Source organism: Morganella morganii, assembly GCF_019242955.1.
GTDB classification, from domain to species: domain Bacteria; phylum Pseudomonadota; class Gammaproteobacteria; order Enterobacterales; family Enterobacteriaceae; genus Morganella; species Morganella sibonii.
The window spans coordinates 3071236-3095266 of record NZ_CP066129.1; the positions used below are offsets into that span (position 1 = coordinate 3071236).

Below are 24031 nucleotides of genomic sequence, written 5' to 3' on the forward strand. Positions count from 1 at the left end.
AAGCTATTCGTCTTCCAAATACGTATAACCGTACAGACCGCTCTCGAACTCTTCGGTAAAGGCTTTTTGCTCCTCTTCATCCAGATCAGAGATTTTCACCTGATCACGGAAGCGTTCGAGCAGAATTTTCGGATCGAGCTTCACATACTGAAGCATATCCGCCACGGAATCGCCCTCTTCACTTTCCAGATAGCGAACCTGATTGTTCTCACCGACATACACATCCAGTGCCGCAGTGTCACCGAACAGGTTATGCATATTACCGAGGATTTCCTGATAGGCACCAATCATGAAAAAGCCCATCATCGGCGGATTTTCCGGGTCATAAGACGGCATCGGCATGGTGGTTGCCACGCCGTCGCCGTCAACATAATGGTCGATAATCCCGTCGGAATCACAGGTGATATCCAGCAGTACCGCGCGGCGATCCAGCGGCTTATCCAGCCCCTCGATCGGCAGTACCGGGAACAGCTGGTCGATCCCCCACGCATCCGGCAGTGACTGGAACAGCGAGAAATTCACATAGAATTTATCCGCCATACGTTCCTGAAGCTCATCGATAATCGGACGGTGTGCGCGGTTACCCGGATCGAGATCCTGCTGGATACGGCGGCAGATATTCAGATACAGCCCTTCCGCCCAGGCGCGTTCAGTCAGGGAAAGCATGCCCTGTGCATACTGCGTGTGGACATCGTGCAGGTCGAGCTGACTGTCGTGCAGCCATTCGCGCAGAGAGCGGGCGTTGCCCTTGGTCTGCATCTCTTCCCAGGTTTCCCACAGGCTGGCAACCGGACGCGGTGCATCTTCCGCCGGGGCTTCCACCGGGGAGAACTCGTTACGCTCCACGCCGATCACATTGGAAACCAGCACCGTATGGTGAGCCGTCAGTGCGCGGCCGGATTCGGTGATCACCGTCGGATGCGGCAGACCGTGCTCTTCACAGGCATCACCGATAGCCCAGATCACATTATTGGCATACTCATTCAAACCGTAGTTTACCGAACAGTCAGACTGAGAACGGGTACCTTCATAGTCCACACCGAGGCCGCCGCCGACATCAAAGCACTGAATATTGACACCCAGCTGATGCAGTTCGACATAGAAACGGGCGGATTCACGGACACCGGTGGCGATATCGCGGATATTTGCCATCTGTGAGCCAAGGTGGAAGTGGAGCAGTTGCAGGCTCTCCAGGCTGTCTGCCTGACGCAGCATATCAATCAGCTGAAGCACCTGAGTGGCAGCCAGGCCGAATTTGGATTTCTCACCGCCGCTGGCCTGCCATTTGCCGGAGCCCTGAGAAGCCAGACGCGCCCGCACACCCAGGCGCGGCACCACATCAAGATTTTTGGCTTCTTCAAGCACCATGGCAATTTCAGACATTTTTTCAATCACAAGATAGACTTTGTGACCGAGTTTCTCGCCCATCAGAGCAAGACGGATATATTCACGGTCTTTATAGCCGTTGCAGACGATGACACTGCGGGTCATACCGGCATGTGCCAGTACCGCCATCAGCTCGGCTTTGGAACCGGCTTCCAGCCCCAGCGGCTCTCCGGCATTGACCAGGGTTTCAATCACGCGCCGCTGCTGGTTAACCTTAATCGGATAAACCAGAAAATAATCACCTTTGTAACCATAAGATTCGCGGGCACGACGGAACGCGGCATTAATTGAGCGCAGACGATGCTGCAAAATCTGCGGAAAGCAGAATAATGCAGGCAGACGGATGTGTTCCCGTTCTTTCTGAACACGGTTGACCAGTTCAGCCAGGTCAACGGAGGCCTGCGGCATATCCGGATTCGGGCAGACGGTGACATGACCGAGGTCATTCACACCGTAATAGCTGCCGCCCCAGTATGCGATGTTATAGGTCTGCTGCATCTTCAGCGCGATATTATCATTCATTAGTCATCTCCTGATTCTGGAGTGAAACTTACCTGTATGGCTGACATACGCCTATCCCCCTTCACCGTGGGATAAATCTGTCCTGTTGACAAGTAAAAATTCAAAATGGATTACATCATCCGGCAAAAACCGGACACAGATTTACGGGCTTACCGCAGAGTGACCCGCCTGCTTGCGTTATCCGGTCTGTTTGAGTGTAACGGATACGGAAAACACCGTGCAGAGCACGTGTCAGTCAGAGAGGAAGAGAGAACAGAAAAGGACGCGGACACATGCTGTAAGGCACGTGGCTGTTGAACGTCAACAAGCAGCAGATAATGGTTCATTAACCCATTTACCCCCACACAGGATTACACGCCGTAACCCCCGCCTGAATCATACAGAAAACCTGAGTTTCTGCCGTTTATAACTGAAGAAAAATTCACAGCTACCGGGAGCAGTTTATACCGGTTATGACACAAAAATGCAAAATCAAAATGACAGATAAGTGTAAAAAATGAAAACAGTCCGGTAACACATTCCGGAAAGCGAAAAAAACCAGTGAAAAAAGCGGAGGCACTATAAAATTTCTGGAACCACTGCCGATTTTAAACTAGAATAGCCGTCTAGAAGTTAATACATCCATCAATGTACCGAAAGTTCACTTCACTTAAGGTAGAGAAAAATAATGACTACACATCTTTTCACTTCTGAGTCCGTATCTGAAGGACACCCGGATAAAATTGCCGACCAAATTTCGGATGCAGTCCTTGATGCGATTTTAGAACAAGATCCCAAAGCGCGTGTTGCCTGCGAAACCTATGTCAAAACCGGTATGGTTCTGGTCGGCGGTGAAATCACCACCAAGGCCTGGGTTGATATTGAAGACATTACGCGCCGCACAGTCCGTGAGATTGGCTATACCAGCTCATCCATGGGCTTCGATGCTGACTCCTGTGCGGTGATCAGCGCCATCGGTAAACAATCTGCCGATATCAACCAGGGTGTTGACCGTGCAGACCCGCTTGAGCAGGGTGCCGGTGACCAGGGTCTGATGTTTGGTTATGCCTCAAATGAAACTGACGTGCTGATGCCGGCACCGATCACCTATGCTCACCGTCTGGTTGAGCGCCAGGCTCAGGTCCGTAAAAGCGGAACTCTGCCATGGCTGCGCCCGGATGCGAAAAGCCAGATCACGTTCCGTTACGACGACAACAAAATCGCCGGGATTGATGCGGTTGTTCTGTCAACCCAGCATTCAGAGGATATCTCTCAGAAAGATCTGCATGAAGCCGTGATGGAAGAGATCATCAAGCCGGTTCTGCCGGTGGAGTGGCTGGACCCGACCACCAAATATTTCATCAACCCGACCGGCCGTTTCGTTATCGGCGGACCAATGGGTGACTGCGGTCTGACCGGCCGTAAAATCATCGTCGATACTTACGGCGGTATGGCACGTCACGGCGGTGGTGCATTCTCCGGTAAGGACCCGTCAAAAGTTGACCGTTCCGCAGCCTATGCCGCCCGTTATGTGGCAAAAAATATTGTCGCAGCCGGTCTTGCTGACCGTTGTGAAATCCAGGTGTCTTACGCGATTGGCGTGGCAGAGCCGACCTCTATTATGGTAGAAACTTTCGGTACCGGTAAAGTCTCCAACCAGCAACTGACACTGCTGGTGCGCGAGTTCTTCGACCTGCGTCCGTATGGTCTGATTCAGATGCTGGATCTGCTGCACCCGATTTATCAGGAAACCGCAGCATACGGTCACTTCGGCCGTCCTCAGTTCCCGTGGGAAAAAACTGACAAAGCAGAACAGCTGCGCGAAGCCGCCGGTCTGAAATAATTTACTGCTTTAACAGACATACAAAACCGGCTGAAAAGCCGGTTCAGGCCGTTGACAAACCCGCAGGGGTTGGCGACGACCGACAGAGGTTGTAAAAATAAACCAGGAAAATCAATTTATTGATTTTCAGCTGATAACACAAAGCAGGAAAAACCACGTTTTATCCTGCTTTGTCTGCAATCTCAACCGGCTGAAAAGCCGGTTTTTTTATGCGCAGAATCGGTGAAAAACTATATTTTTCCGCGCTGACATGATGAATACAGCGCAAAAATCACCATCCCGGCAGTCATTGATGCTGTAAATATCAAGCCCTTAATACTGAGCATACCGGCCAGCACAATACCCGGTCCCGGGCAGATCCCCGCCAGTCCCCAGCCGATACCAAACAGCACGGCGCCGGTCAGTAACCGTTTATCAATTTTGCTGTTTACCGGTAACTCCGGCGGTGTACCGCATACCGTCTTTTTGCGTTTTTTGGCCACGGCAAAGGCAACCATACTGATCGCCATCGCTACCGCCATGGTGATCAGCAGAGAGGGATCCCAGTTGCCGGTAATATCCAGAAACGCCAGAATCTTCTGCGGGTTTCCCATCCCGGCCACCAGCAGCCCGAGGCCGAACAGAATTCCGCTGATTAATGCAGTGATAACAGGCATAGTGCGTCCTTATTTCATCAGCCAGACAGTCACAAAGGCACTGACCATAAACACCGCTACCGCAGCAAATGATCGTTTTGACAGCCGCGCCATACCGCAGATACCGTGCCCGCTGGTACAACCGTTACCCAGCCGGGTGCCGAAACCGACCAGCAGACCGGCAGTGATCAGCAGCGGATAGTCCGCTGCAATCACCACATCCGGTTGTCCGGCAAACAGCATGTAAATCCACGGTGCACCTGCCAGTCCGGCAATAAATGCTATCCGCCAGCCGCTCTGTTTTGTGAGCATATTGGCGAAGATCCCGCTGATACCGGCAATCCGCCCGTTAAACAGCAGCAGTACCGCAACCGCGATGCCGATCATCAGCCCGCCCAGCGCCGCACTGACCGGCGTAAACGCCGCGCTATCAATCACCATATTATTTCCCTTGTTTTTCAGGACAATAAAGCTGATACAGCGTGGTCAGCAATATCAGCACTTTTTCATCTGCCACGGAATAATAGATACGTTTTCCTTCACGCCGGGTATTTACCAGTTCTTCATTACGCAACACCGTCAGTTGCTGTGATAACGTCGGCTGATTGATGCCGGTCCGCTCCTCCAGTTCGCTGACATTGCATTCCCCCTGACTCAGCTGACAGAGCAGCAACAGACGATCCGGATTTCCCAGTGTTTTCAGCAGAGCAGCAACGCCTGCGGCGGCTTCCTGCATATCGGTAAGCTGTGTTGGTGTCATGAATTAATTCCTTACGACATTATATGATTTAATATAATATTATTTTGCAACATATACAACATGCTGATAACGGTTGCAGCTTTACAGCGGTATCGCTAAGCTTCCGGTTATGAAACCGATCCGAATCCCCACCGCATTACAGCAGGCATGCATGCAGACCCTGCGTGATTATCTGACCCGCGCCCGTCTGGCGCTGAAAACAGATTATCCGGAACCTGAACTGAACTACCGTCAGCGCGGTACCACGGCCGGCAGTGCCCGCCTGCAAACATGGGAAATCCGCCTCAACCCGGTATTACTGACTGAAAACGGCCATGAATTCATACAGGATGTGGTTCCTCATGAACTGGCACATCTGCTGGTTTACCGTCGTTTCGGCCGCGTTGCCCCCCATGGGCGGGAATGGCAGTGGATGATGACAGACGTGCTGGGTGTCCCGGCCGTCCGCACACACCGCTTCGATGTGACTTCCGTCCGCAGCCGGACATTTACCTACCGCTGCCAATGCAAAACGGCACATGAACTGACAGTCCGCCGTCACAACAAAGTGTTACGCGGGGAAAGTCAGTACCTGTGCCGTCAGTGTAAAAGTACGCTGGTGTGGGATAACAATGCGGCTGCAATATCATCCCCCGGCGACCTTATACCAGATCAGTCATAATCAGCTTGGCCATCTCGAAGTAGATAATCAGCCCGGTGCCGTCAATCAGTGTGGCAATAAACGGCGCGGAAACAACAGCCGGGTCCACTTTCAGACGCTTGAGCACCATCGGGATAATGGAAGATACCACCGCACTCCAGACCGTGATACAAACCAGTGTCAGGCTGACCACCATCATCACTTCCGGCCCGACACCCAGGAACCAGGCACGGATCATCCCCGCACATCCCATGGTAAAGGCAACCAGCAGTGACGTGGACAGCTCTTTGCGCAGCACCGCGCCGATATTGCGCAGGCTGACTTCTCCGAGTGCCATCGCACGGACAAGCGTCGAGGTGATCTGTGTTCCGCTGTTACCCCCGGTGCCGATCAGCAGCGGGATAAAGAAAGCCAGTGAGATAGCCGCTTCCAGCTGCTCCTCAAATGCCTTGAGCACCGTACCGGTATAGGCTTCCGCCACAAACAGCATCAGCAGCCAGACTGCGCGCTTGCGCCACAGAGTGAACGGGCTGGTGCTCAGATAAGGCTCATCCAGCGGCTGAGAGCCGCCCTGTAATGCCGCATCCTGGGTATTCTCATCTTCAATCAGTTCCGCGATATCCTGCGGACGCAGAATACCGGCCAGCTTGCCAAACTGTACCACCGGTACAGTATCAATCCCGCTGTTGTTGATAAGCTCGTACACGTCGTGCCGGGACTGCTCCGGTGACACAGAGAAATAGGTCTGGCGCATCACATCCGCGACAAACGTATCTTCCGCTGCGGTCAGCAGGGCTTTGACCGGCAGGATACCATTCAGGTAATTATCCTCATCCAGTACATATAAATAAGTGGGGATCTGCTCACCGTCCAGTTCCTCACGCAGCGTGTGTTTGACGGCCGCAATCGTGTCTGACACGGTCACGCGGATATACGCCTGACTCATGTAAGCACTGACGGCGTCTTCATCATTACGCTGCGGACGTTCGGTATGGTGTGGCGGATTAACGGATGGCGCGGAAATGACCAGCGTATCCGCTTTTTCGTAGTTGGTTAATTTCATGATGTGTGACCCTATGTCTGTTATGGACTTCAAACAGCACTCCAATAGGGGCGAAACCAGATGAGAGAATGCGTAGGCTATCTCACGTCTCGGTTTTAGCACTATACAACGTATCCCGCAGACTGCGGGAAGTTACCTCGGGTTATACCTTCTGTTCGATATAACCTGTCCTAATCTTGGGCGTCTCTCGACGTCGTCAGATCAGCAACCTTTGTTTGTATAGGAGCCTCGCCTAACGAGATACTGCACCTTAAATGCGGCGCGAATTATAACGCTCAGAAATTATATGGCGAGGACTATCAGCTTTTCGTTTAGAAACTATTGAGGTTACAAATCAGGTCCGGGAACCCAGATCATTATCGCTCTCATCACCGGTCAGCTGCCGTGTCACTTCCTCACAGCGGACAATTTTACCGTCTGCCAGACGGAAACAGGCGAAAACCTCAAAGGCGGCGTGTTCTCCACTGACTTTTTCCGCCTTCGCGATATGCTGCGTGTGTACACAGGACTCGCCTTCTGCGATGGATTTAATCTCAATCGTAATATTGCGGGTCGCCATTTTCAGGGCATTAAGATGGGCAAGAAACGCGGGGAACTCAATTGTCTGACCATTCACTACCTGAACATAATCACGGGAAAAATACTGTTCCACCAGGGATTCATCACCGATATGTTCACCGAGAACGTCAGTCAGGGCACGGGTTACAAATTCTGTCTTATTCATTGCTGAAAATCCTTTTTTATTATGATGACATTTACAGCATAGCGGGAAACCGGCCGTTTTTCTGCCGGAAATATAAAAAGCGCCACTAAAAATGGCGCTTTTTTGCAATTATACAGAATGATTCTCAATCAGGCTAATTCAACATTGCCCTGAATCTGACAGCTGCACGCCAGAACATAACCCTGTTCGATCTCTTCCGGGGTCAGCGTCATGGTGCTGGTGGTGGTGTATTCACCGCTGCGGATGCGGGTTTTACAGCTGCCGCAGACACCGGCGCGGCAGGCCGCCATCACCGGCACACTGTTGGCTTCCATCGCCGCCAGCAGCGTCATACCGACAGGTACTTTTACCTGACGCAAAGGAGACTGAATAGTCATAGTGACCATCTGCTCTCCGGCTTCTGCTTCCGGCTCCGGCCCGAAACGCTCCATAAAGAAACAGCCGGGATCCACATTCAGCGCCTGACAGAATGTCTGCACATTTTTCATATACGGCGCCGGACCACAGGTCATGACGGTATGCTGTGCGATATCCGGGATCAGGGATTTCAGTTTTTCTTCTGATAACCGGCCTGATAACAATTCATCCGTCTCATCACTGTTTTCCACCATCAGAATCAGACGCAGACGGGCCGGGAATGCAGTCAGCAACTGCTGCCATTCCTGTGCAAAAATCACCTGCTGCTTATCACGCACGTTAAAGATCACTGTCACCTGACTCTCAGGCTGACGATGCAGGATCCAGCGGGTCATCGACATTACCGGTGTCACGCCGCAACCGGCTGCCAGCATCAGATAGCGCTCTGCAGGGCGGGCATCACAGGTAAATTCACCCTGTGCATCAGACAGCCACAGGTAATCACCCGGTTTCACTTCACCGGTCAGCCAGCCGGATCCTTGTCCGTCATCAAGACGGCGTACCGTCAGGCTCAGGAACGGGCTCAGTCCCGGTGTGGACGATAAGGTATAAGCACGCAGTGTCTCATCACTGTTGCGGATACTCACCAGCGCATACTGCCCTGCGTGATACTGATAAAAATCGTGGTTAATCAGATTGATAGTCCACACATCCGGGGTTTCCTGCCTGACAGAATGGACCTGCATGCGGTTCGGACATAAAGACGTCGGCATTGTCATCGGGCTCTCCTGACTCCGTGCCGGAGAGCGCGTTACCGCCCTCTCCGGTGCTAACAGTTACAGCAATTACGCGCCTAACACAGCGTGTAAATCATTTTCTACAGTGGTAATCGGACGCATACCGAATTTTTCATTCAGTACATTCAGCAGATTGTCTGTCAGGAATGCCGGTGCGGTAGGACCGGTGAAGATATCCTTCACGCCCAGCGCCAGCAGGGTCAGCAGAATCACAATCGCTTTCTGTTCAAACCAGGAGAGCACCAGTGTCAGCGGCAGATCATTCACGCCGCAGCCCAGTTTCTCAGCCAGTTTCACGGCCAGCATAATGGCAGAGTAAGCATCGTTGCACTGACCGACATCAAGCAGACGCGGTAAACCTTCCAGAGTACCGAAATCCAGCTTGTTGAAACGGTATTTACCGCAGGCCAGAGTCATAATCAGACAGTCCTGAGGAACCTGACGGGCAAAATCAGTGTAGTAGCTGCGCTCACCGCGACTGCCGTCACATCCGCCGACGAGGAACACGTGACGCAGTTTGCCGGTGGCAACAAGGTCAATCACGGTATCTGCGGCATTGAGCAGCGTTTCACGGCCGAAACCGACGGTGATCAGGTGCTCGATTTCGCTGTACGGGAAGCCGTCCATCGCCTGAGCCTGTGCGATAATATCGCTGAAATCATCGCCGTTCAGGTGTTTCGCGCCCGGCCAGCCGACGATACTGCGGGTCCAGATACGGTCGGTATAACTGCCAGGATTCGGGTCCAGAATACAGTTGGAGGTCATCAGGATCGGGCCCGGGAATTTAGCAAACTCAGTCTGCTGATTCTGCCAGCCGCTGCCGTAGTTACCGACCAGATGTTTGTATTTTTTCAGTTCCGGATAGCCGTGTGCAGGCAGCATTTCACCATGGGTGTAAATATTCACACCGGTGCCTTCTGTCTGTTGCAGCAGCATATGCAGATCTTTGAGGTCATGACCGGAGATCAGAATCGCTTTACCTGCCACCGGACGGACGTTCACGGAAGACGGAGTCGGATGACCATAAGCTTCAGTCTCACCGGCATCCAGCATTTCCATGATTTTAAAGTTCATCATACCAATCGCCATGGACTGGTTGAGCAGTTCACCCATGTCAGACGGATCAGTACCCAGCCACGCCATGATTTCATGATACTGGCCGTAAATCTCATCGCTGTATTTGCCCAGCACATGAGCGTGCTCCATATACGCCGCCGCCCCTTTCAGGCCGTACAGGCAGAGCATACGCAGACCGTGAATATCATCACCGATAGCCTGCTTATCTTTATTCAGGGCAAATTCATCCGCCTGTTTCACCAGTGACGCAATATCCGTGCCCTTCAGTTGCAGGTTTGCTAACGGGTGATTCACAACCAGTGCCGGATTTTTCGCCAGGCAGCGTTTCATCAGGCTGTCACGCATCACAATCGCTTCCTGCGCATAACCGATGATGCGATCAGAATCGAAGTTAACGTTGGTTAATGTGGAGAAAAACGCACGCGGCGCAAAGCTGTCTGTGTCGTGATCGATGATACCTGATTCACGCGCAGCAACCGCCCACGCTGAAAGACTTTCCAGCACTGCCACCAGCAGATCCTGTAAGTCAGATGTTTCTGCGGTTTTACCGCACATGCCCTGAGCATAGGCACAGCCATTACCCACAGGCGTACGCATCGTTTGTTCACATTGCACACAGTACATGCTCTTGCTTCCTTATAAGTTGTATTTTATATGCAACATAAGAATACGCCATTTCAGACCGGTGAAAAGGGGTTTTCCTGACTATCATTGCTTTGCTTGATCTAAAGCAAAAATTAACCGGCACGACACATCACTATCGCGAATGATTAACATTTACAGTGTGTTAAACATCATATTGACTAAGGGATTGTCCGATAGTTTGGGATCCGGCGGCGTGATATAAACCGGTAAGGCAACTGACCAGAGGATGGATAAAATGTTATATATTGATGATAACGGATTAGTAAAATCAAACCGCATTACCATTAAGCGATTCAGTAAAATCGAGCGCGACCCGATGGATAAAGTGAACGGTATTATTGTGCACCAGACTGGTACGCCTGCTGAAACACATGTCTTTAACAGTTACAGCCATGCCGGCAGTAATGGTGCTCACTTCTTAATTGATAAAGAAGGCGTGATTTATCAGACGGCTTCGCTGTTTAAAACAACATGGCATGTGGGACAAATGAGATCCCGCTGCCTGATTACAAAGAAATGTGAGCCTTCTGAGTTAAAGAAGATGGCTGATTTAGAAATAGGGAAAAAATTTAAAGATATATCTGATACAGAGAAATCCAGAGTATTCCCTGAACGTTATCCCGGCAATATCGATAGTATCGGGATTGAAATAGTTGGTAACGCGTATAGCCAGGAAGGAAAAAAAACATATGAATATGAAAATGTTAACTCAAAACAAAATGCATCTCTTAAGTGGCTTATCGCTGAGTTAATCGAAACATTAGATATTTCCTCTGACGAAATATACCGGCATCCTGATGTGGGACGAAAGAATAAAACAGAAGCGAGTACAGCATCATGGTAAAAAAAAATAGCGATTATCACCGTTATGTTTTTTGCATTACCTGTAATGACTCAGGCCAGGTCTGTAAAAAATATTGAAATAATTGAATCCGGTGCTATTTATGACGGAGAAGATAATATCTATGAAAAAGAAGCATGCAAAAGTTTTATTCCGGAGAAAAAACAGCTCATAACATTTTTTAAACTCGCTGAAGAGTCGAAAGAAAACAGATGGTTGCATGATTATTACTCTGCCTGCATTTCATACGGAAGCGTTCAGTTTAAGGATGGACAATCCGGTAAATGGACACTTCAGTCAAGTGGCCTTGCATCAGTTATTCTGAATGACGGCAGTTCTGTTTATTTTTTCTATAAAGATAACGCGTGGAAAGACCCGAATGCCTGCACTTATGGTTTAGGTGATGAGCCAAATCCTGATCCCGGGTGTTAATAGCGGTAAACTAAAGCGGATACAGCACTATGGCAGAGAGAAGAGATATCCTGTTATTTGTCCTGTTTTTTGTGCCGGCTATTATGAATGCTATGTCTGTAAAAAATATAGAGATAGAAAATTCAGGAATCACTGTCACAAAAAATCCCCCTGCGGGCGAAGTTACTACCTGTAAAAAATTCACACCAAATAAAGAACAACTGATCAATTACTTCCGGTCAGCAGAGACATCATCAGACATGTCATGGGATCATGATTATTATTCATCCTGTATTTCATACGGCAATCTTGAACTTGAAAATGGTCAGACAGGTGAATGGCGAATATCATCAAGCGGTGCCGGCGATATCCGCTTTCCTGATGGTAAATATATCTACCTGTTCCGCGAAAAGAATGAATGGGTTGATTCTTATTTATGCGGTGATGAACCCGATTGCTGACATATCTGCCCTCTCCCGGGATAACGGGCGGACTAATCCATAAATCGCCCGTTTCCCGCTAAAACAGCAAGCTCACATTCACACCAAAAATAACTACAGCACCAATCATTTTGTAACTAAATTCTGAATCATAAAATCAGCATCTTAGTAACTTTCCGTTAAAAAACCATTGCGCACCGGTAATGGTTATAATTATCATTTGCTTTCTTAAATTCTCACGGAAAACTGAGTGATGACTGATTCCTGTAACGCATACTACCGCCCTGCCCGCCTCACTCCGCTGGCGCTGGCGCTCGCTTTTATCAGCAGCGGCAGTCTCGCCGCCACCGCAGATACTGAAACCCCGATCGTCGTTGTCGGTAACTGGCTGGATAACACCGATAACAGTGATATTTTGCTGAACCACGGCGGCGCCCGCACCATCAAAACCAAAAAACAAATCGATGAGTCCGGAGCGGAAACCATCGCGGATGCCCTGCGTGGTATCCCGGGCGTTCAGGTGCGGGACAGTAACGGCACCGGCGGCAGCGATGTCTCACTCAATGTCGGTATCCGCGGGCTTCCGGCACGGCTTTCCCCGCGCTCCACCATTTTGCTTGATGGTATTCCGCTGGCTGCCGCCCCTTACGGACAGCCTCAGTTATCGATGTCACCACTCTCTTTAGGCTCCATCAGCAGCATTGATGTGATGCGCGGTGCCACCTCTGTCCGTTACGGGCCGCAAAACGTCGGCGGCGTGATTAACTTTGTCACCAAACCGATCCCGGAAACGTTCGGCGGCTCAGCCTCTGTCAAAACTCAGGGCGCACGCACCGGCGGGCTGAAAACCCTGACCGATGCTTCTGTCGGGGGTTCATCCGCAGATGGCTCTGCGGGCGCGATGCTGCTTTACTCCGGCCTGCACGGCCAGGGTTACCGCAAAAATAACGACAATACCGATATCGATGACATTATCCTGAAAACCCGTTACGCATTCAGTGATACCGATGAACTGCTGGCAAACTTCCACTATTACCATGCTCAATCCGGGATGCCGGGCGGCCTGTCAGAAACGCAGTACAAAGCCGATCCTTATCAGTCAGTTCGTCCGTTTGACCGTTTTGAAGGCAACCGTCAGGATATGTCCTTTAAATACCGCCATCAGGAAGATGATAAACAGTTTGAATTACTGACCTGGTTCAGCAAAAGCTACCGCGGCAGTTATATTGAAAGCGACGGAACAAAAGAGAATGCCGGCAAGAGTCGTCTTATTTCCTATCCGCGTCACTACACTGCTTACGCCATTGAACCGAGCTATTCACAACTGTTCCGCTTTGATAACCAGTCCCATGAAATTACCTTCGGTTACCGTTATCTGAATGAAACGGCGGATGAAAAAGCCTACCGTTCCGGCTGGTATCCGACCGGTTCACAAGGCTCACGTCCGCAGACCGACAGCTACTATCAGCACACCTCCGGCGGGACTGAAGCCCATGCGGTCTATATTGATGACACCATTAATTTCGGTAACTGGACGGTAATTCCCGGCCTGCGTTATGAAAATATAAAAATTCATCTGGATGACGGTTTCCGTAATCAGTTCCGCAGCAAGAGCTACAGCGAGCCGTTACCGGCCCTGTCCGTGATTTATCATATTGATGATCAGTGGAAGCTGTTTGCCAATGCGGGCAGTTCATTCGGCAGCCTGCAATATTTCCAGCTCAATACCGGCGGCGCAGGTAATGATCCGGCAAACGGCCTGAGTGCGGAAAAAGCCCATAACTATGAAGCCGGTACACGGTTTGATGACGGACTGCTCTCGGCGGAAATGACCCTGTTCTATATCGATTTCAATGATCAGCTGCAATACATTGAAAATTCAACAGGCTGGACAAACCTCGGCGCGACCACCCATCAGGGGGTGGAACTGGCGCTGAATTATGACCTGAGTGAAACAGCAAAATGGCTGGACGGCGCCAGTATATACAGTACTTATACCTACACAAAAGCAGTCAGCAAACGCGGTAATTTTGCGGATAAAGATCTGCCATTCTACTCCCGCCAGCTCTTTACTGCCGGTGCCCGTTATGAAACCGGAAACTGGGTGTGGAATCTCAACACCTATGCGCAGTCAAAACAGCAGTCACCGGGAACCGGAAAAAATTACATTACCGAAGGCAGTGCTGACGGGCGTTACGGCATTATTCCGGGTTATATGATGTGGGATGCCCGTGCGGAGTATCATTTCGGCCCGCAATGGTCAGATCTGACACTGTCTGCCGGGGTGAAAAACCTGTTCGATCAGGCCAGTTTTACCCGTTCGACAGATAATAACTACGGCATTTATGCCGGACAGCCGCGAACCTTCTTCGCACAAGCTTCCGTGAAGTTTTAAAGGTCACTGATTATGATGAAAACTGTATTCCGTACCGCCGGACGTCTTCCGGCACTTATCTTCACCGTCTGTGCCGCACTCGCGGCACTGATGCCGTTCAGTACCGCAGCGGCTCCGGTTACTGTGACGGATATCGCCGGGCGGACAGTCACCGTTAATGCGCCGGTATCCCGGATTATGCTGGCAGACAGCCGGGTGCTGGTCGCCCTGAATATCCTGCATCCGTCTGAGCCGCTGAAAGGCATCGCCGCATGGGATGATGCTCTGAGCAAAAAAGCGCCGGATCTGCGCATCGCGTATGAAAAGCAGTTTCCGCAACTGAAAGATATCCCGGTATTTCCGAACCCGTACACATCGGATTTCAGTGTTGAAAAAGCGCTGACGTATCAGCCGGACCTGGTGATTTTCGATACCGGGCTGCAAAGTAAACTGACAGAAAGCGGCACGCTGGATTTGCTGGACAAAAGCGGCATTCCGGTTATTTTTATCGATTTTCGTCAGTACCCGCTGCAAAACACCATGCCAAGCATGACGCTTTTGGGTCAGGTATTCGGGCAGGAAAAGCAGGCAGCGGCGTTTAATGATTTCTACCGTCAGCGGCTGGATCTGATCCGCTCCCGTGTTGCAAACATCCCGGAAGACAAAAAGCCGACAGTCTTTATCGAACGGGCAGCAGGCCTTGCCGGGGAAAACAGTTGCTGTAAAACCTTTGGTAACGGTAACTTCGGGGAGTTTGTCGCCGCAGCCGGGGGACATAACCTCGGTGCCGACTGGTTTAAAAATGGTATGGGCGGTGAAGTGAATGAAGAACAGATTATTGCGGCTGATCCGCAATTTTATCTGATGACCGTTGCCGACTGGGAAAATACCCGCAAAGGCAGTGTCTCAGTTCCGCTCGGTTATACCGGCTCTGCGGAACGGGCAGTACCGGCGCTGGAAAAACTGATGTCCCGGTCAAAACTGCAATATCTCACCGCTTATCAGCAAAAACAGGTGCTGGCGCTGTATCAGCAATACTATGACACCCCATTCAATATTATTGCCGTGGAAGTTATCGCCAAAATGCTGCATCCGGATCTGTTTCCTGAACTCGACCCGCAGGCCGACAGCCTGAAGCTGCATAAAACCTTTACCGCTCTGGACGGCAGCGGCCTGTTCTGGCTGCAACCCTGAGCACAGTGCGAATAATAACGGGCAGGAAACTGCCCGTTCAGGCCGTTGACAAACCCGCAGGGATTGGCGACGACCGACAGAGGTTGTAAAAATAAACCAGGAAAATCAATTTATTGATTTTCGGCTGATAACACAAAGCAGGAAAAACCCCGTTTTATCCTGCTTTGTCAGCAATCTCAACGGGCAGGAAACTGCCCGTTATTATTTCTGTTTAAATCTCTGTGATTATTTCTTCTGATACAACTCATTTGCCATATCAATACTGTCCGCATTAACATCCCGGATATGATCACGCGTCAGACGGTATACCACCGGACTTAATAAGATCAGTGCGATCAGGTTCGGAATAGCCATCATCGCATTCAGGGTATCGGCCAGCAGCCAGACAAATTCCAGTGACTGTGTGGCACCAACCGGTAACGCGATCAGCCACAGGACGCGGAATACCTTAATCGCCTTCACACCAAACAGATACTGAACACATTTCTCACCGTAGAAACTCCAGCCGAGGATCGTGGTAAACGCAAAAATGGTCAGTGCTATCGCCACAATATAGTTTCCGCCCGGAATCGCAGCTTTGAAAGAGGATGCAGTCAGTGTGGCACCGGTTTCCGCTGTCAACCAGCCCCCCATAATGACAATAGTCAGCCCGGTCACCGAACAGACAATAATGGTATCAATAAAGGTGCCGAGCATCGCGATAAGCCCCTGACGGATCGGGTTCTGGGTTTTCGCGGCAGCATGCGCTATCGGCGCACTGCCCAGCCCAGCTTCGTTGGAGAACACGCCGCGCGCCACCCCGAAACGTATCGCCGCCCAGACTGTCGCCCCGGCAAATCCGCCCTGTGCCGCCACCGGTGTAAAAGCAGAGGTCACAATGAGGGAGAATGCTGCCGGAATTTCACTGATATTCAGCGCCAGCACCACAAGACCGGCGCCAAAGTAACCGACTGTCATAAACGGTACCAGTTTACCGGCCACATCCGAGATACGGCGGATACCGCCGATCAGTACCGCACCGACCAGCAGCACCAGTGCCACACTGGTCACCCATTTGTTGACGCCGAAATTACTCTCCAGCACATCCGCCACCGAGTTGGCCTGAACAGTATTTCCGATACCAAACCCGGCACAGGCACCAAACACCGCAAACAACGTTCCCAGCCAGACCCATTTCGGACCAAGGCCGTTTTTGATGTAGTACATCGGGCCGCCGACATACTGCCCGTATTTATCCACTTCACGATAGCGTACCGCCAGCACGGCTTCAGAATATTTTGTCGCCATACCGACCAGCGCGGTCATCCACATCCAGAACAGTGCTCCCGGCCCGCCCATCACAACTGCCGTCGCCACCCCGGCGATATTCCCGGTGCCGATCGTCGCGGACAAGGCCGTCATCAGAGCATTAAACGGGGAGATCTGTCCTTCCCCGCGGGATTCATTGCGCTGAAATAATAATTTAAACCCGGTCCCCAGTTTACGTATCGGTAAAAAACCCAGCCGAATCTGCATATATAAACCGACACCCAGTATACCCACCAGCATCGGCACTCCCCACACCACGCCGTTCAGCGCGCCCAGCCACTCCGTTATTAAATCCATTCACGCCTCCTGACCGGCCCTGTTACTTTTTTATTTTACGTGTCACATATAAATAACATTTATTTATCATTTATTAATAAAGCGGAAAAACGCCCGGAATGCGAACAAAAAACGTCCGGATTGGTGTCGGATTTTTGAATCTGTGAAGGGTGTCACTTGTCACAAATTGAATTAAAATAGTAAGTAATTTTTATTTGTAACAGGTCATATTCAGCCATGTCAGATGCTTTGCCGCATACGGCAGCCACGCTCAAACGCCGTTATCGTGTGCTCAAACGCCTTAAAGAACGCAATCTCGCCCCTGTCACTGTTCTGCTGCTGGCAGCTGTCGTCGGCGGACTCGCAGGTTTTACCGGTGTGTTGTTTGAACGCGGGGTTAATTGGGTAAGTGAGTACCGGGTCAGCTCCCTGTCTTCACTGACGGAAAACAAAATCGTACTGATCCCGCTGATGTTTATTATCTCAGCTCTGCTGGCCATGTCAGGCTACTGGCTGGTGCGGCGTTTTTCGCCGGAATCCGGCGGATCGGGTATACCGGAAATTGAAGGGGCATTGCAGGATGTGCGCCCGGTACGCTGGTGGCGGGTACTGCCGGTGAAATTTATCGGCGGCCTGGGGACTCTCGGCTCCGGTATGGTGCTGGGACGTGAAGGCCCGACCGTGCAGTTAGGTGCAAATATCAGCGGGCTGGTCAGTGCGCTTGCCGGCGTGAAAAATAAAGAATCCCGGCATACCTTACTGGCGACCGGTGCCGCCGCCGGTCTGACCGCCGCATTCAACGCACCGCTCGCGGGGATACTGTTTATTATCGAGGAGATGCGCCCGCAGTTCCGTTACAGTCTGATTTCTATCAAAGCTGTTTTTATCGGCGTGATCATGTCGAGCATTGTTTTTCAGACATTTAACAGCGGCTCAGCGATTCTCGATATCGGAAAATATCATGCAGCCCCGCTGAATACACTCTGGCTCTATCTGGTGCTGGGAATGGTTTTTGGTGTGATTGGTGTAATGTTTAACCGTTTTCTGCTCACCATGCAGACACTGTTCCGCCGTTTTTATCAGGATAAAACATCCCGCTTTGTCGCCACCGGCGGACTGATCGGCGGGTTATGCGGTATTGCCGGGCTGTACTGGCCGCAGGTAACCGGCGGCGGGTTCGCGGTGATTCCGGATGTTGCCGCGCTGCACTATTCTCTGACCGCTATTCTGATGATCTTTCTGTTCCGTGTACTGACCACGGTTATCTGCTTCAGCTCCGGTGCGCCCGGCGGGATTTTTGCGCCGACACTTGCGCTCGGTACCCTGTTCGGCAGTTTCTTCGGTTATGCTGCCATGCTGCTGTTTCCGCAGTATCAGATTGAACCGGCAACTTTCGCCATTGCGGGGATGGGCGCACTCTTTGCCGCCACGGTCCGCGCACCGCTGACCGGCATTGTACTGGTACTGGAGATGACGGATAACTATCAGCTGATCCTGCCGATGATTATCACGTGTCTGGGGGCAACCCTGGTGGCACAATATCTGGGCGGGCGTCCGCTCTATTCTGTACTGCTGGAGCGGATACTGATGCAAAACGGCACGCCGCCGGAAAAAACCGGTGACGCGCCGCGAGGGTAATAATCAGGCTTTTTTGCGGGCAATCAGGGTGGCAAAATTCAGCCGTATCCGGTTGCCTGCCGCATCAGTGCGGTGAAGATGTCCCGGGTTTTCGTTGTATTTCAGGATCTCCCAGTCCGCATAATAACCGGATAATTCACCCGGTTTCAGGAAGCAGTCAAACGGCAGCTCATCATACGGCATATTCTCTGTCTCCACCGGACAGACGATCAGGTTAAACCCGTCCTGACGGGTATGTGCCTGCATATCGGCGACGATCGCGGCAATATTCTCTCTTTTCAGGAACATCAGCACCACGGTGGAAATAATGATGTCATAATCATCCTGCAACGCATGCTGGTTGATATCATAGACCTGCGTGCGGATATTGCTGATCCCCGCCGCGGCTTTAACATCCTCAATCGCCTGAATGTGCTGCGGATTGATATCCATGGCGGTTACATCATAGCCGAGCTGTGCCAGGAAAAAGCTGTTGCGCCCGCGACCGGAGCCTAAATCGAGTGTTTTACCCGGTTTGGTCATTGTCGCCAGTTCACGGACTTCAGAATGCGGGCGGGTCAGTCCGTGGATTTTATAGAATTCATCTTCAGGCCGGCACCAAAAGGCGAGCTGGCAGGAAATATCATCACTGACAGATTCAATTTTGTGCCACACCTGCGGGTCAAGGCGCGGCGGCTGATGTGTGGTATCAAAGTGGTAGCGGGTCTCTTCGCCGTTTTCACCGAAAACGACAAAATCCATCTCCCCTGCCAGTACCGTCAGCTGCGCCCACGTACCTTCTGCCGTATTATGGCGATCCATAAAGGCCATCGGGATAGTATTTTTTTGCCAGACCGGCAGGGTTTTATAACAGACTACGTTTTCCATTTTACGCCTCACCTTAAAGATGCATTTTAAATACATCTTATAACCTTTCCGGTGAGGCGTAAACGATTTTTATTTCTGACGGGCGATAGCTTCGTTTATTCCCTGGAACACGAAAGGTTTAGCATCGGTGAAATCATTGGCCACATCACCGGAATAAATATTTTGCTGTTCCGGCCCCAAATCGAGTTTCTTCACTTTGCCGTTTTCTTTGCTGAAATCCACTTTCTTCAGGTCAACCCAGAAGATATTCGGTGTCAGTGCTGATTCAAAGAAATAAATCTGACGTTTGTGATCAGCAACTGTGCGCCAGCGGGTGGAGGAGATATTCGGCTCCTCTTCGGTATTCAGCCCGAACGGCACAGACACATTGCGGATCACGCTGAAAACAGAAGCAACCGCTTTATTCGGCGAGGTCGCTTTCGGAATGGCGTTGATATAGAAAGAACCACGTGCAAAACGGTCTGCTGAACGGTTAGTGCCCGGCAGCATCACGGTGCCGTTGATTTGCTGCCAGTAGCTGTCCAGTGCCAGTTGTTCACTGAAGACCGGGGAGTTGGTCATTACCTGATATTTTCGGCTGTGATGAATCACCTGCTTGCCATCAATATATTCAATGATAGCACTGTCACCGGAAGCATCTGATAACGACAGGTGCAGTGTTGCCAGGCGCTCTTCGCCCGGAACTTTGTCTGTAATCACCGCGAACGGCTCTTTTTCCAGAGCGGTAACGGCCTCTTCAACTGTCGCGTAGTTATCCAGCACATACTGTGCCCAGGCTGAAATGCTCAGGGTGGGATTATTATTTTCCGGTGTCGGATAAACAGATTCCACCAGCCACAACAGGTTTGCGGACAATCCCTTTTCATTAATCCCGTCTGTCGTGGAAACATCATAACCGGATGCCACCACACTGCCGTATTTTGACACCCATTTCACGGAATTTGGCCCGGCGGCGCCATCACGTTCCATCCCCTGCGGGAAGATCCATAAATTGGTGCCGACATCACTTTTCCAGTCCATTGACCGGGCGGTGATCACCTGTGAATCATCGCCGAGATACACCAGACGGGTGCAGGCAGAAGCAATCTGTGCGGCCAGTAAGGTGGCCGACGCGACCGCCCCGGCAAGCACAATTCGTTTAAATGTCATGAAAAACCCCTTTTCATTGCGTCCGGTAACCGGCAGCCTGCCGGTTACACTTCCTTATAACTGTAGCTCTTATCAGGATTTTGTGGCAAACGGCGGCCGGGCAAACCAGACAAGAACAATCAATCCGATAAAAATACCGCCGGAGAGCCAGAAAATTTCATTGGCACTGATAATCAGTCCCTGGGCAGTGATCTCCTTCGCCAGATAAGCGGAGGTCTGCGCCTGTGATAACCCGTGCTGCGCCATCTCCTGATACATCTGTACTGATTCCGGATTATACGCGGTGACGGACTCCGTCAGCTGAGAATGATGTAACGATTCACGACGGCTCCACAATGTTGTGGTGATCGATGTACCGACCGATCCCGCCAGTGTCCGGAAGAAGTTAGCCAGCGCAGAAGCGGAGGCCAGTTTCTCCGGCGGCAGGCCGGAAAGCGTGATGGTGGTCAGCGGCATAAAGAAGCAGGCCACTGCGAACCCCTGAACCAGCTGCGGCCAGACAGAGGCGTAGAATCCCATCTGCGGCTCAAAAGTATAGGCGCGCCAGTAAAAGCAGACGGCATACACCATGAAACTAAAGGTTACAATCCAGCGCAAATCCACCACATTGGAAAGCTTACCGACAAACGCGGAGATCAGTATCGGCACCAGTCCGATAGGCGCCAGCGCCAGCCCCGCCCATTCCGCGGTATAGCCGTAGACCTCCTGAAGTAACTGCGGCAACAGCACAATCGCGCCGAAATAGACCATATACGCCAGGCTGACTGACAATGTGCCGATGGTAAAGTTACGCGACTTAAACAGCGACAGCTCCACGATCGGGTTTTTATCCGTCAGTTCCCAAATCACCAGGAAGACCAGCGCAATAGTGGCAATAACGGCCAGTGCGACAATTTCATCTGACTCCAGCCAGCCGAGATCTTTCCCTTTATCCAGCAGGATTTGCAGACAACCGATCCCGACCACCAACAGCGACAAGCCAATCACATTGAGCGGAACCTTTGTCACTTTGGATTCCATACCGCGCAGCAGCATCATACTGGCAATGACCACCACAATCCCGATAGGGACGTTGATAAAGAAAATCCAGCCCCAGTGAAAGTTATCGCTGATATAACCGCCCATAATCGGCCCGAATACCGGTGCCAGAATGATAGTCATCGACCAGAGTGCCAGAGCGGTATTCTGTTTGGCAGGCGGGTAACTTTTCAGCAGCAGGCTCTGTGAGAGCGGAATTATCGGCCCTGCCACCCCGCCCTGTAACACGCGGAAGAAAATCAGCATTTCCAGGCTGTCTGACAATCCGCACATCAGTGAAGTCAGGGTAAACAGCCCGGTGGACCAGATAAAGACCCGCACTTCCCCGAAGCGTTTTGCCAGAAAGCCGGTGATGGCAATGGAAATCGCGTTGGATACCCCGAACGAGGTAATAACCCAGGTGCCCTGTGAGACAGAGGCACCGAGATTGCCGGAAATGGTCGGGATCGCCACGTTGGCAATGGTGGAGTCCAGCACCTGCATAAAGGTGGCCATCGACAGCGCGATGGTCGCCCAGACCAGTTTCATGCCGGTTAACGGTTGATTAGCCACAATAAAGCCCCGCGCTGATTAACTGGCGTTATCGGTAATGATTTGCGCAATCACCGCATTGACCGGAGCCAGATCCGGGATCAGCACATCACTCTTAAAGGCCGGTGTATCACGCTGAACATTAGCCAGTACCGGGCCATCGCTGTTTTTGGTTTCGATAGTCACGTTCATCGACAAGCCGATACGCAGCGGATATCTGGCAACCTGCTGCGGGTCCAGCTCAACTCTGACCGGCAGACGCTGCACCACTTTGATCCAGTTACCGGTGGCATTTTGCGCAGGCAGCAGGGAGAAAGCACTGCCGGTGCCCATATCCAGCCCGGCCACCGTACCGTTAAAGATAACTTTATCGCCGTAAAAATCACTGGTGATCGTGACCGGTTGTCCGATCCGCACACCGCTGAGCTGTGTTTCCTTAAAATTGGCATCTATCCAGACCGGCTCGACCGGCACAATCGCCATCAGAGAGGCGTTCGGGCTGACCTGAGCCCCGACCTGCACATTACGGCGGGAGACATAACCGGTAAACGGACTGCGGATTTCTGTACGCTGTAAGTTAATCCAGGCATCACGGACTTTATCCGCAGCCTGTAATACGGCAGGCTGATCAGCCAGCGCCGTGGTTTTCAGTAATGCTTTGGTGGCATTCAGTTGCTGAACAGACGCATTCAGGGATGCCTGAGCCTCTTCAACGGCTTCACGTGAGTGCTGTAAGTCTTCTTTGGAGATAGTTCCCCGCTGTCCTAACACGCTGCGGCGGGCATAGTCACTCTGCGCCTGATTCAGCATCACTTTTTTCTGTGCGATGACCGCACTGAGCTGATCACGGTTAAAATAGAGCTCCTGAGTCTGGCGCACGGTTGCCGCCAGGTCATGGCGCGCCTGTGCGTAAGCCAGTTCAGCATTAGTTTTATCCAGCACCACCAGCACATCACCGGCACGCACCAGATCGGTATTCTCAAAATTCACCTGCGTCACATTACCGGTGGTTTGCGCCACGACCGGCACCTGAAGCCCCACGACGTAGGCATCATCGGTATATTCCTGATAACGCAGTACCAGCAGCCAGTAAATCAAATAACCGGCCAGCAGCACAATAAAGAGTAAGGAGGTTCCCGCAAGCCAGATTTTCCGTTTGACAGGATTGGATGACGATGTTTTTTTGTCAGAAGGCTGGGCAGCAGAAGACTGCTCTGATGTGTTGTCCATCAAAATACCCCGGTAATAAAGTTAATCCGAAAAATATTGCGCACAGAATAGCCTGAATCACTATAAAAGTAACGGTAAGTGGAATATTACAGGGTAAAACCGAAAACAATATAAACAGAAGCAAAACATCTGCTGAACACAACAAAAAATGTAACCAGACCATCAGTTTATGACTAATAACAAGTTAATATAATGAAATTGACGGGTATTAAAGTAATATCCCCTGCCGGTTTTGATATTTATTTTTTCTCATTCTGTAATAGTCCCGGAATACGCAAAAGCAGATAACAGGAAAAAACCTCTGAT

Annotated in this window: 21 protein-coding genes and 1 riboswitch; of the genes, 8 read left to right on the forward strand and 13 right to left on the reverse strand. The window is 51.2% G+C overall.

Annotated features, from left to right (window positions below; genetic code table 11):
- Positions 1 to 3: 3 nt before the first annotated feature.
- Positions 4 to 1908: a biosynthetic arginine decarboxylase gene (gene speA, locus JC793_RS14640; RefSeq protein ID WP_046894532.1), complete on the reverse strand. Its 1905-nt coding sequence runs from the start codon at positions 1906 to 1908 to the stop codon at positions 4 to 6.
- Between the two features lie 667 nt (positions 1909 to 2575).
- Here speA and metK point away from each other — a divergent pair.
- The gene (gene metK, locus JC793_RS14645; protein WP_107679011.1) at positions 2576 to 3730 is read left to right on the forward strand and encodes a methionine adenosyltransferase; all 1155 of its coding nucleotides are present in this window, start codon (positions 2576 to 2578) and stop codon (positions 3728 to 3730) included.
- 230 nt (positions 3731 to 3960) lie between these two features.
- On the opposite strand, the gene JC793_RS14650 is transcribed toward metK, so the two are convergent.
- The 3 genes from JC793_RS14650 to JC793_RS14660 are packed head-to-tail and all read right to left on the reverse strand — an operon-like array spanning position 3961 to position 5125.
- Positions 3961 to 4386 carry a DUF6691 family protein gene (locus JC793_RS14650; RefSeq protein WP_218426516.1) on the reverse strand — a complete coding sequence of 142 codons (426 nt, stop codon included), beginning with the start codon at positions 4384 to 4386 and terminating at the stop codon, positions 3961 to 3963.
- A gap of 9 nt (positions 4387 to 4395) precedes the next feature.
- Positions 4396 to 4806 (reverse strand): YeeE/YedE family protein, encoded by a 411-nt coding sequence (locus JC793_RS14655; protein ID WP_218426517.1) that lies wholly within the window; start codon positions 4804 to 4806, stop codon positions 4396 to 4398.
- A 1-nt stretch (position 4807) separates the two neighbouring features.
- On the reverse strand, positions 4808 to 5125 hold the full coding sequence (locus JC793_RS14660; protein WP_218426518.1) for an ArsR/SmtB family transcription factor: 318 nt from the start codon (positions 5123 to 5125) through the stop codon (positions 4808 to 4810).
- A 109-nt stretch (positions 5126 to 5234) separates the two neighbouring features.
- On the opposite strand from JC793_RS14660, the gene JC793_RS14665 reads away from it, so the two are divergent.
- Positions 5235 to 5786 (forward strand): SprT family zinc-dependent metalloprotease, encoded by a 552-nt coding sequence (locus JC793_RS14665; RefSeq protein ID WP_218426519.1) that lies wholly within the window; start codon positions 5235 to 5237, stop codon positions 5784 to 5786.
- On the opposite strand, the gene JC793_RS14670 is transcribed toward JC793_RS14665, so the two are convergent.
- From JC793_RS14670 to hcp, 4 genes are all read right to left on the reverse strand, one after another.
- A complete protein-coding gene (locus JC793_RS14670) occupies positions 5767 to 6828 on the reverse strand; it encodes a magnesium transporter (protein WP_218426520.1) in 1062 nt (353 codons plus the stop codon). The genes JC793_RS14665 and JC793_RS14670 overlap by 20 nt on opposite strands.
- A 74-nt stretch (positions 6829 to 6902) precedes the next feature.
- Positions 6903 to 7075, reverse strand: a riboswitch (M-box (ykoK) riboswitch).
- Between the two features lie 87 nt (positions 7076 to 7162).
- Positions 7163 to 7552 carry a nuclear transport factor 2 family protein gene (locus JC793_RS14675; RefSeq protein ID WP_166708367.1) on the reverse strand — a complete coding sequence of 130 codons (390 nt, stop codon included), beginning with the start codon at positions 7550 to 7552 and terminating at the stop codon, positions 7163 to 7165.
- Positions 7553 to 7680: 128 nt separating this feature from the next.
- Positions 7681 to 8688 carry an NADH oxidoreductase gene (gene hcr, locus JC793_RS14680; RefSeq protein WP_218426521.1) on the reverse strand — a complete coding sequence of 336 codons (1008 nt, stop codon included), beginning with the start codon at positions 8686 to 8688 and terminating at the stop codon, positions 7681 to 7683.
- A gap of 66 nt (positions 8689 to 8754) precedes the next feature.
- Complete coding sequence (gene hcp / locus JC793_RS14685; RefSeq protein ID WP_046894541.1) at positions 8755 to 10407, reverse strand: hydroxylamine reductase; 1653 nt, start codon at positions 10405 to 10407, stop codon at positions 8755 to 8757.
- Between the two features lie 256 nt (positions 10408 to 10663).
- Between hcp and JC793_RS14690 the strand changes: the two genes are divergently transcribed.
- From JC793_RS14690 to JC793_RS14710, 5 genes are all read left to right on the forward strand, one after another.
- Entirely contained in the window at positions 10664 to 11272 is a 609-nt protein-coding gene (locus tag JC793_RS14690; RefSeq protein WP_025152735.1) for a peptidoglycan recognition protein family protein, read from the forward strand.
- Positions 11273 to 11296: 24 nt separating this feature from the next.
- The gene (locus tag JC793_RS14695) at positions 11297 to 11701 is read left to right on the forward strand and encodes a hypothetical protein (RefSeq protein WP_218426522.1); all 405 of its coding nucleotides are present in this window, start codon (positions 11297 to 11299) and stop codon (positions 11699 to 11701) included.
- Between the two features lie 29 nt (positions 11702 to 11730).
- The gene (locus JC793_RS14700) at positions 11731 to 12141 is read left to right on the forward strand and encodes a hypothetical protein (protein ID WP_218426523.1); all 411 of its coding nucleotides are present in this window, start codon (positions 11731 to 11733) and stop codon (positions 12139 to 12141) included.
- A gap of 232 nt (positions 12142 to 12373) precedes the next feature.
- Entirely contained in the window at positions 12374 to 14515 is a 2142-nt protein-coding gene (locus JC793_RS14705) for a TonB-dependent receptor family protein (protein WP_218428462.1), read from the forward strand.
- A 15-nt stretch (positions 14516 to 14530) separates the two neighbouring features.
- Positions 14531 to 15688 carry an ABC transporter substrate-binding protein gene (locus JC793_RS14710; RefSeq protein ID WP_218428464.1) on the forward strand — a complete coding sequence of 386 codons (1158 nt, stop codon included), beginning with the start codon at positions 14531 to 14533 and terminating at the stop codon, positions 15686 to 15688.
- Positions 15689 to 15913: 225 nt separating this feature from the next.
- Here JC793_RS14710 and JC793_RS14715 read toward each other — a convergent pair whose 3' ends face one another.
- Complete coding sequence (locus JC793_RS14715) at positions 15914 to 17293, reverse strand: alanine/glycine:cation symporter family protein (protein ID WP_046894543.1); 1380 nt, start codon at positions 17291 to 17293, stop codon at positions 15914 to 15916.
- Positions 17294 to 17509: 216 nt separating this feature from the next.
- Here JC793_RS14715 and clcA point away from each other — a divergent pair, with 216 nt between their 5' ends.
- Positions 17510 to 18910 carry a H(+)/Cl(-) exchange transporter ClcA gene (gene clcA, locus JC793_RS14720; protein ID WP_218426524.1) on the forward strand — a complete coding sequence of 467 codons (1401 nt, stop codon included), beginning with the start codon at positions 17510 to 17512 and terminating at the stop codon, positions 18908 to 18910.
- A gap of 3 nt (positions 18911 to 18913) precedes the next feature.
- On the opposite strand, the gene tehB is transcribed toward clcA, so the two are convergent.
- The 4 genes from tehB to JC793_RS14740 all read right to left on the reverse strand — a co-directional run bounded on the left by tehB (position 18914) and on the right by JC793_RS14740 (position 23725).
- The gene (gene tehB, locus JC793_RS14725) at positions 18914 to 19777 is read right to left on the reverse strand and encodes an SAM-dependent methyltransferase TehB (RefSeq protein ID WP_218426525.1); all 864 of its coding nucleotides are present in this window, start codon (positions 19775 to 19777) and stop codon (positions 18914 to 18916) included.
- Positions 19778 to 19846: 69 nt separating this feature from the next.
- On the reverse strand, positions 19847 to 20926 hold the full coding sequence (locus tag JC793_RS14730) for a linear amide C-N hydrolase (protein WP_218426526.1): 1080 nt from the start codon (positions 20924 to 20926) through the stop codon (positions 19847 to 19849).
- 72 nt (positions 20927 to 20998) lie between these two features.
- Complete coding sequence (locus JC793_RS14735; protein WP_208323401.1) at positions 20999 to 22492, reverse strand: DHA2 family efflux MFS transporter permease subunit; 1494 nt, start codon at positions 22490 to 22492, stop codon at positions 20999 to 21001.
- 42 nt (positions 22493 to 22534) lie between these two features.
- Complete coding sequence (locus JC793_RS14740; RefSeq protein WP_166708373.1) at positions 22535 to 23725, reverse strand: EmrA/EmrK family multidrug efflux transporter periplasmic adaptor subunit; 1191 nt, start codon at positions 23723 to 23725, stop codon at positions 22535 to 22537.
- Positions 23726 to 24031: the final 306 nt, after the last annotated feature.

What these genes read in the sequence shown, in the direction of transcription:
- JC793_RS14735 (WP_208323401.1), bottom strand. Translation starts at nt 22,492, where the DNA reads ATGAAACTGGTCTGGGCGACCATCGCGCTGTCGATGGCCACCTTTATG.
- JC793_RS14650 (WP_218426516.1), bottom strand. Translation starts at nt 4,386, where the DNA reads ATGCCTGTTATCACTGCATTAATCAGCGGAATTCTGTTCGGCCTCGGG.
- hcr (WP_218426521.1), bottom strand. Translation starts at nt 8,688, where the DNA reads ATGACAATGCCGACGTCTTTATGTCCGAACCGCATGCAGGTCCATTCT.
- JC793_RS14665 (WP_218426519.1), top strand. Translation starts at nt 5,235, where the DNA reads ATGAAACCGATCCGAATCCCCACCGCATTACAGCAGGCATGCATGCAG.
- JC793_RS14660 (WP_218426518.1), bottom strand. Translation starts at nt 5,125, where the DNA reads ATGACACCAACACAGCTTACCGATATGCAGGAAGCCGCCGCAGGCGTT.
- JC793_RS14730 (WP_218426526.1), bottom strand. Translation starts at nt 20,926, where the DNA reads ATGACATTTAAACGAATTGTGCTTGCCGGGGCGGTCGCGTCGGCCACC.
- JC793_RS14670 (WP_218426520.1), bottom strand. Translation starts at nt 6,828, where the DNA reads ATGAAATTAACCAACTACGAAAAAGCGGATACGCTGGTCATTTCCGCG.
- JC793_RS14715 (WP_046894543.1), bottom strand. Translation starts at nt 17,293, where the DNA reads ATGGATTTAATAACGGAGTGGCTGGGCGCGCTGAACGGCGTGGTGTGG.
- JC793_RS14690 (WP_025152735.1), top strand. Translation starts at nt 10,664, where the DNA reads ATGTTATATATTGATGATAACGGATTAGTAAAATCAAACCGCATTACC.
- clcA (WP_218426524.1), top strand. Translation starts at nt 17,510, where the DNA reads ATGTCAGATGCTTTGCCGCATACGGCAGCCACGCTCAAACGCCGTTAT.
- metK (WP_107679011.1), top strand. Translation starts at nt 2,576, where the DNA reads ATGACTACACATCTTTTCACTTCTGAGTCCGTATCTGAAGGACACCCG.
- JC793_RS14705 (WP_218428462.1), top strand. Translation starts at nt 12,374, where the DNA reads ATGACTGATTCCTGTAACGCATACTACCGCCCTGCCCGCCTCACTCCG.
- JC793_RS14710 (WP_218428464.1), top strand. Translation starts at nt 14,531, where the DNA reads ATGAAAACTGTATTCCGTACCGCCGGACGTCTTCCGGCACTTATCTTC.
- JC793_RS14700 (WP_218426523.1), top strand. Translation starts at nt 11,731, where the DNA reads ATGGCAGAGAGAAGAGATATCCTGTTATTTGTCCTGTTTTTTGTGCCG.
- JC793_RS14695 (WP_218426522.1), top strand. Translation starts at nt 11,297, where the DNA reads ATGTTTTTTGCATTACCTGTAATGACTCAGGCCAGGTCTGTAAAAAAT.
- tehB (WP_218426525.1), bottom strand. Translation starts at nt 19,777, where the DNA reads ATGGAAAACGTAGTCTGTTATAAAACCCTGCCGGTCTGGCAAAAAAAT.
- JC793_RS14740 (WP_166708373.1), bottom strand. Translation starts at nt 23,725, where the DNA reads ATGGACAACACATCAGAGCAGTCTTCTGCTGCCCAGCCTTCTGACAAA.
- JC793_RS14655 (WP_218426517.1), bottom strand. Translation starts at nt 4,806, where the DNA reads ATGGTGATTGATAGCGCGGCGTTTACGCCGGTCAGTGCGGCGCTGGGC.
- speA (WP_046894532.1), bottom strand. Translation starts at nt 1,908, where the DNA reads ATGAATGATAATATCGCGCTGAAGATGCAGCAGACCTATAACATCGCA.
- JC793_RS14675 (WP_166708367.1), bottom strand. Translation starts at nt 7,552, where the DNA reads ATGAATAAGACAGAATTTGTAACCCGTGCCCTGACTGACGTTCTCGGT.
- hcp (WP_046894541.1), bottom strand. Translation starts at nt 10,407, where the DNA reads ATGTACTGTGTGCAATGTGAACAAACGATGCGTACGCCTGTGGGTAAT.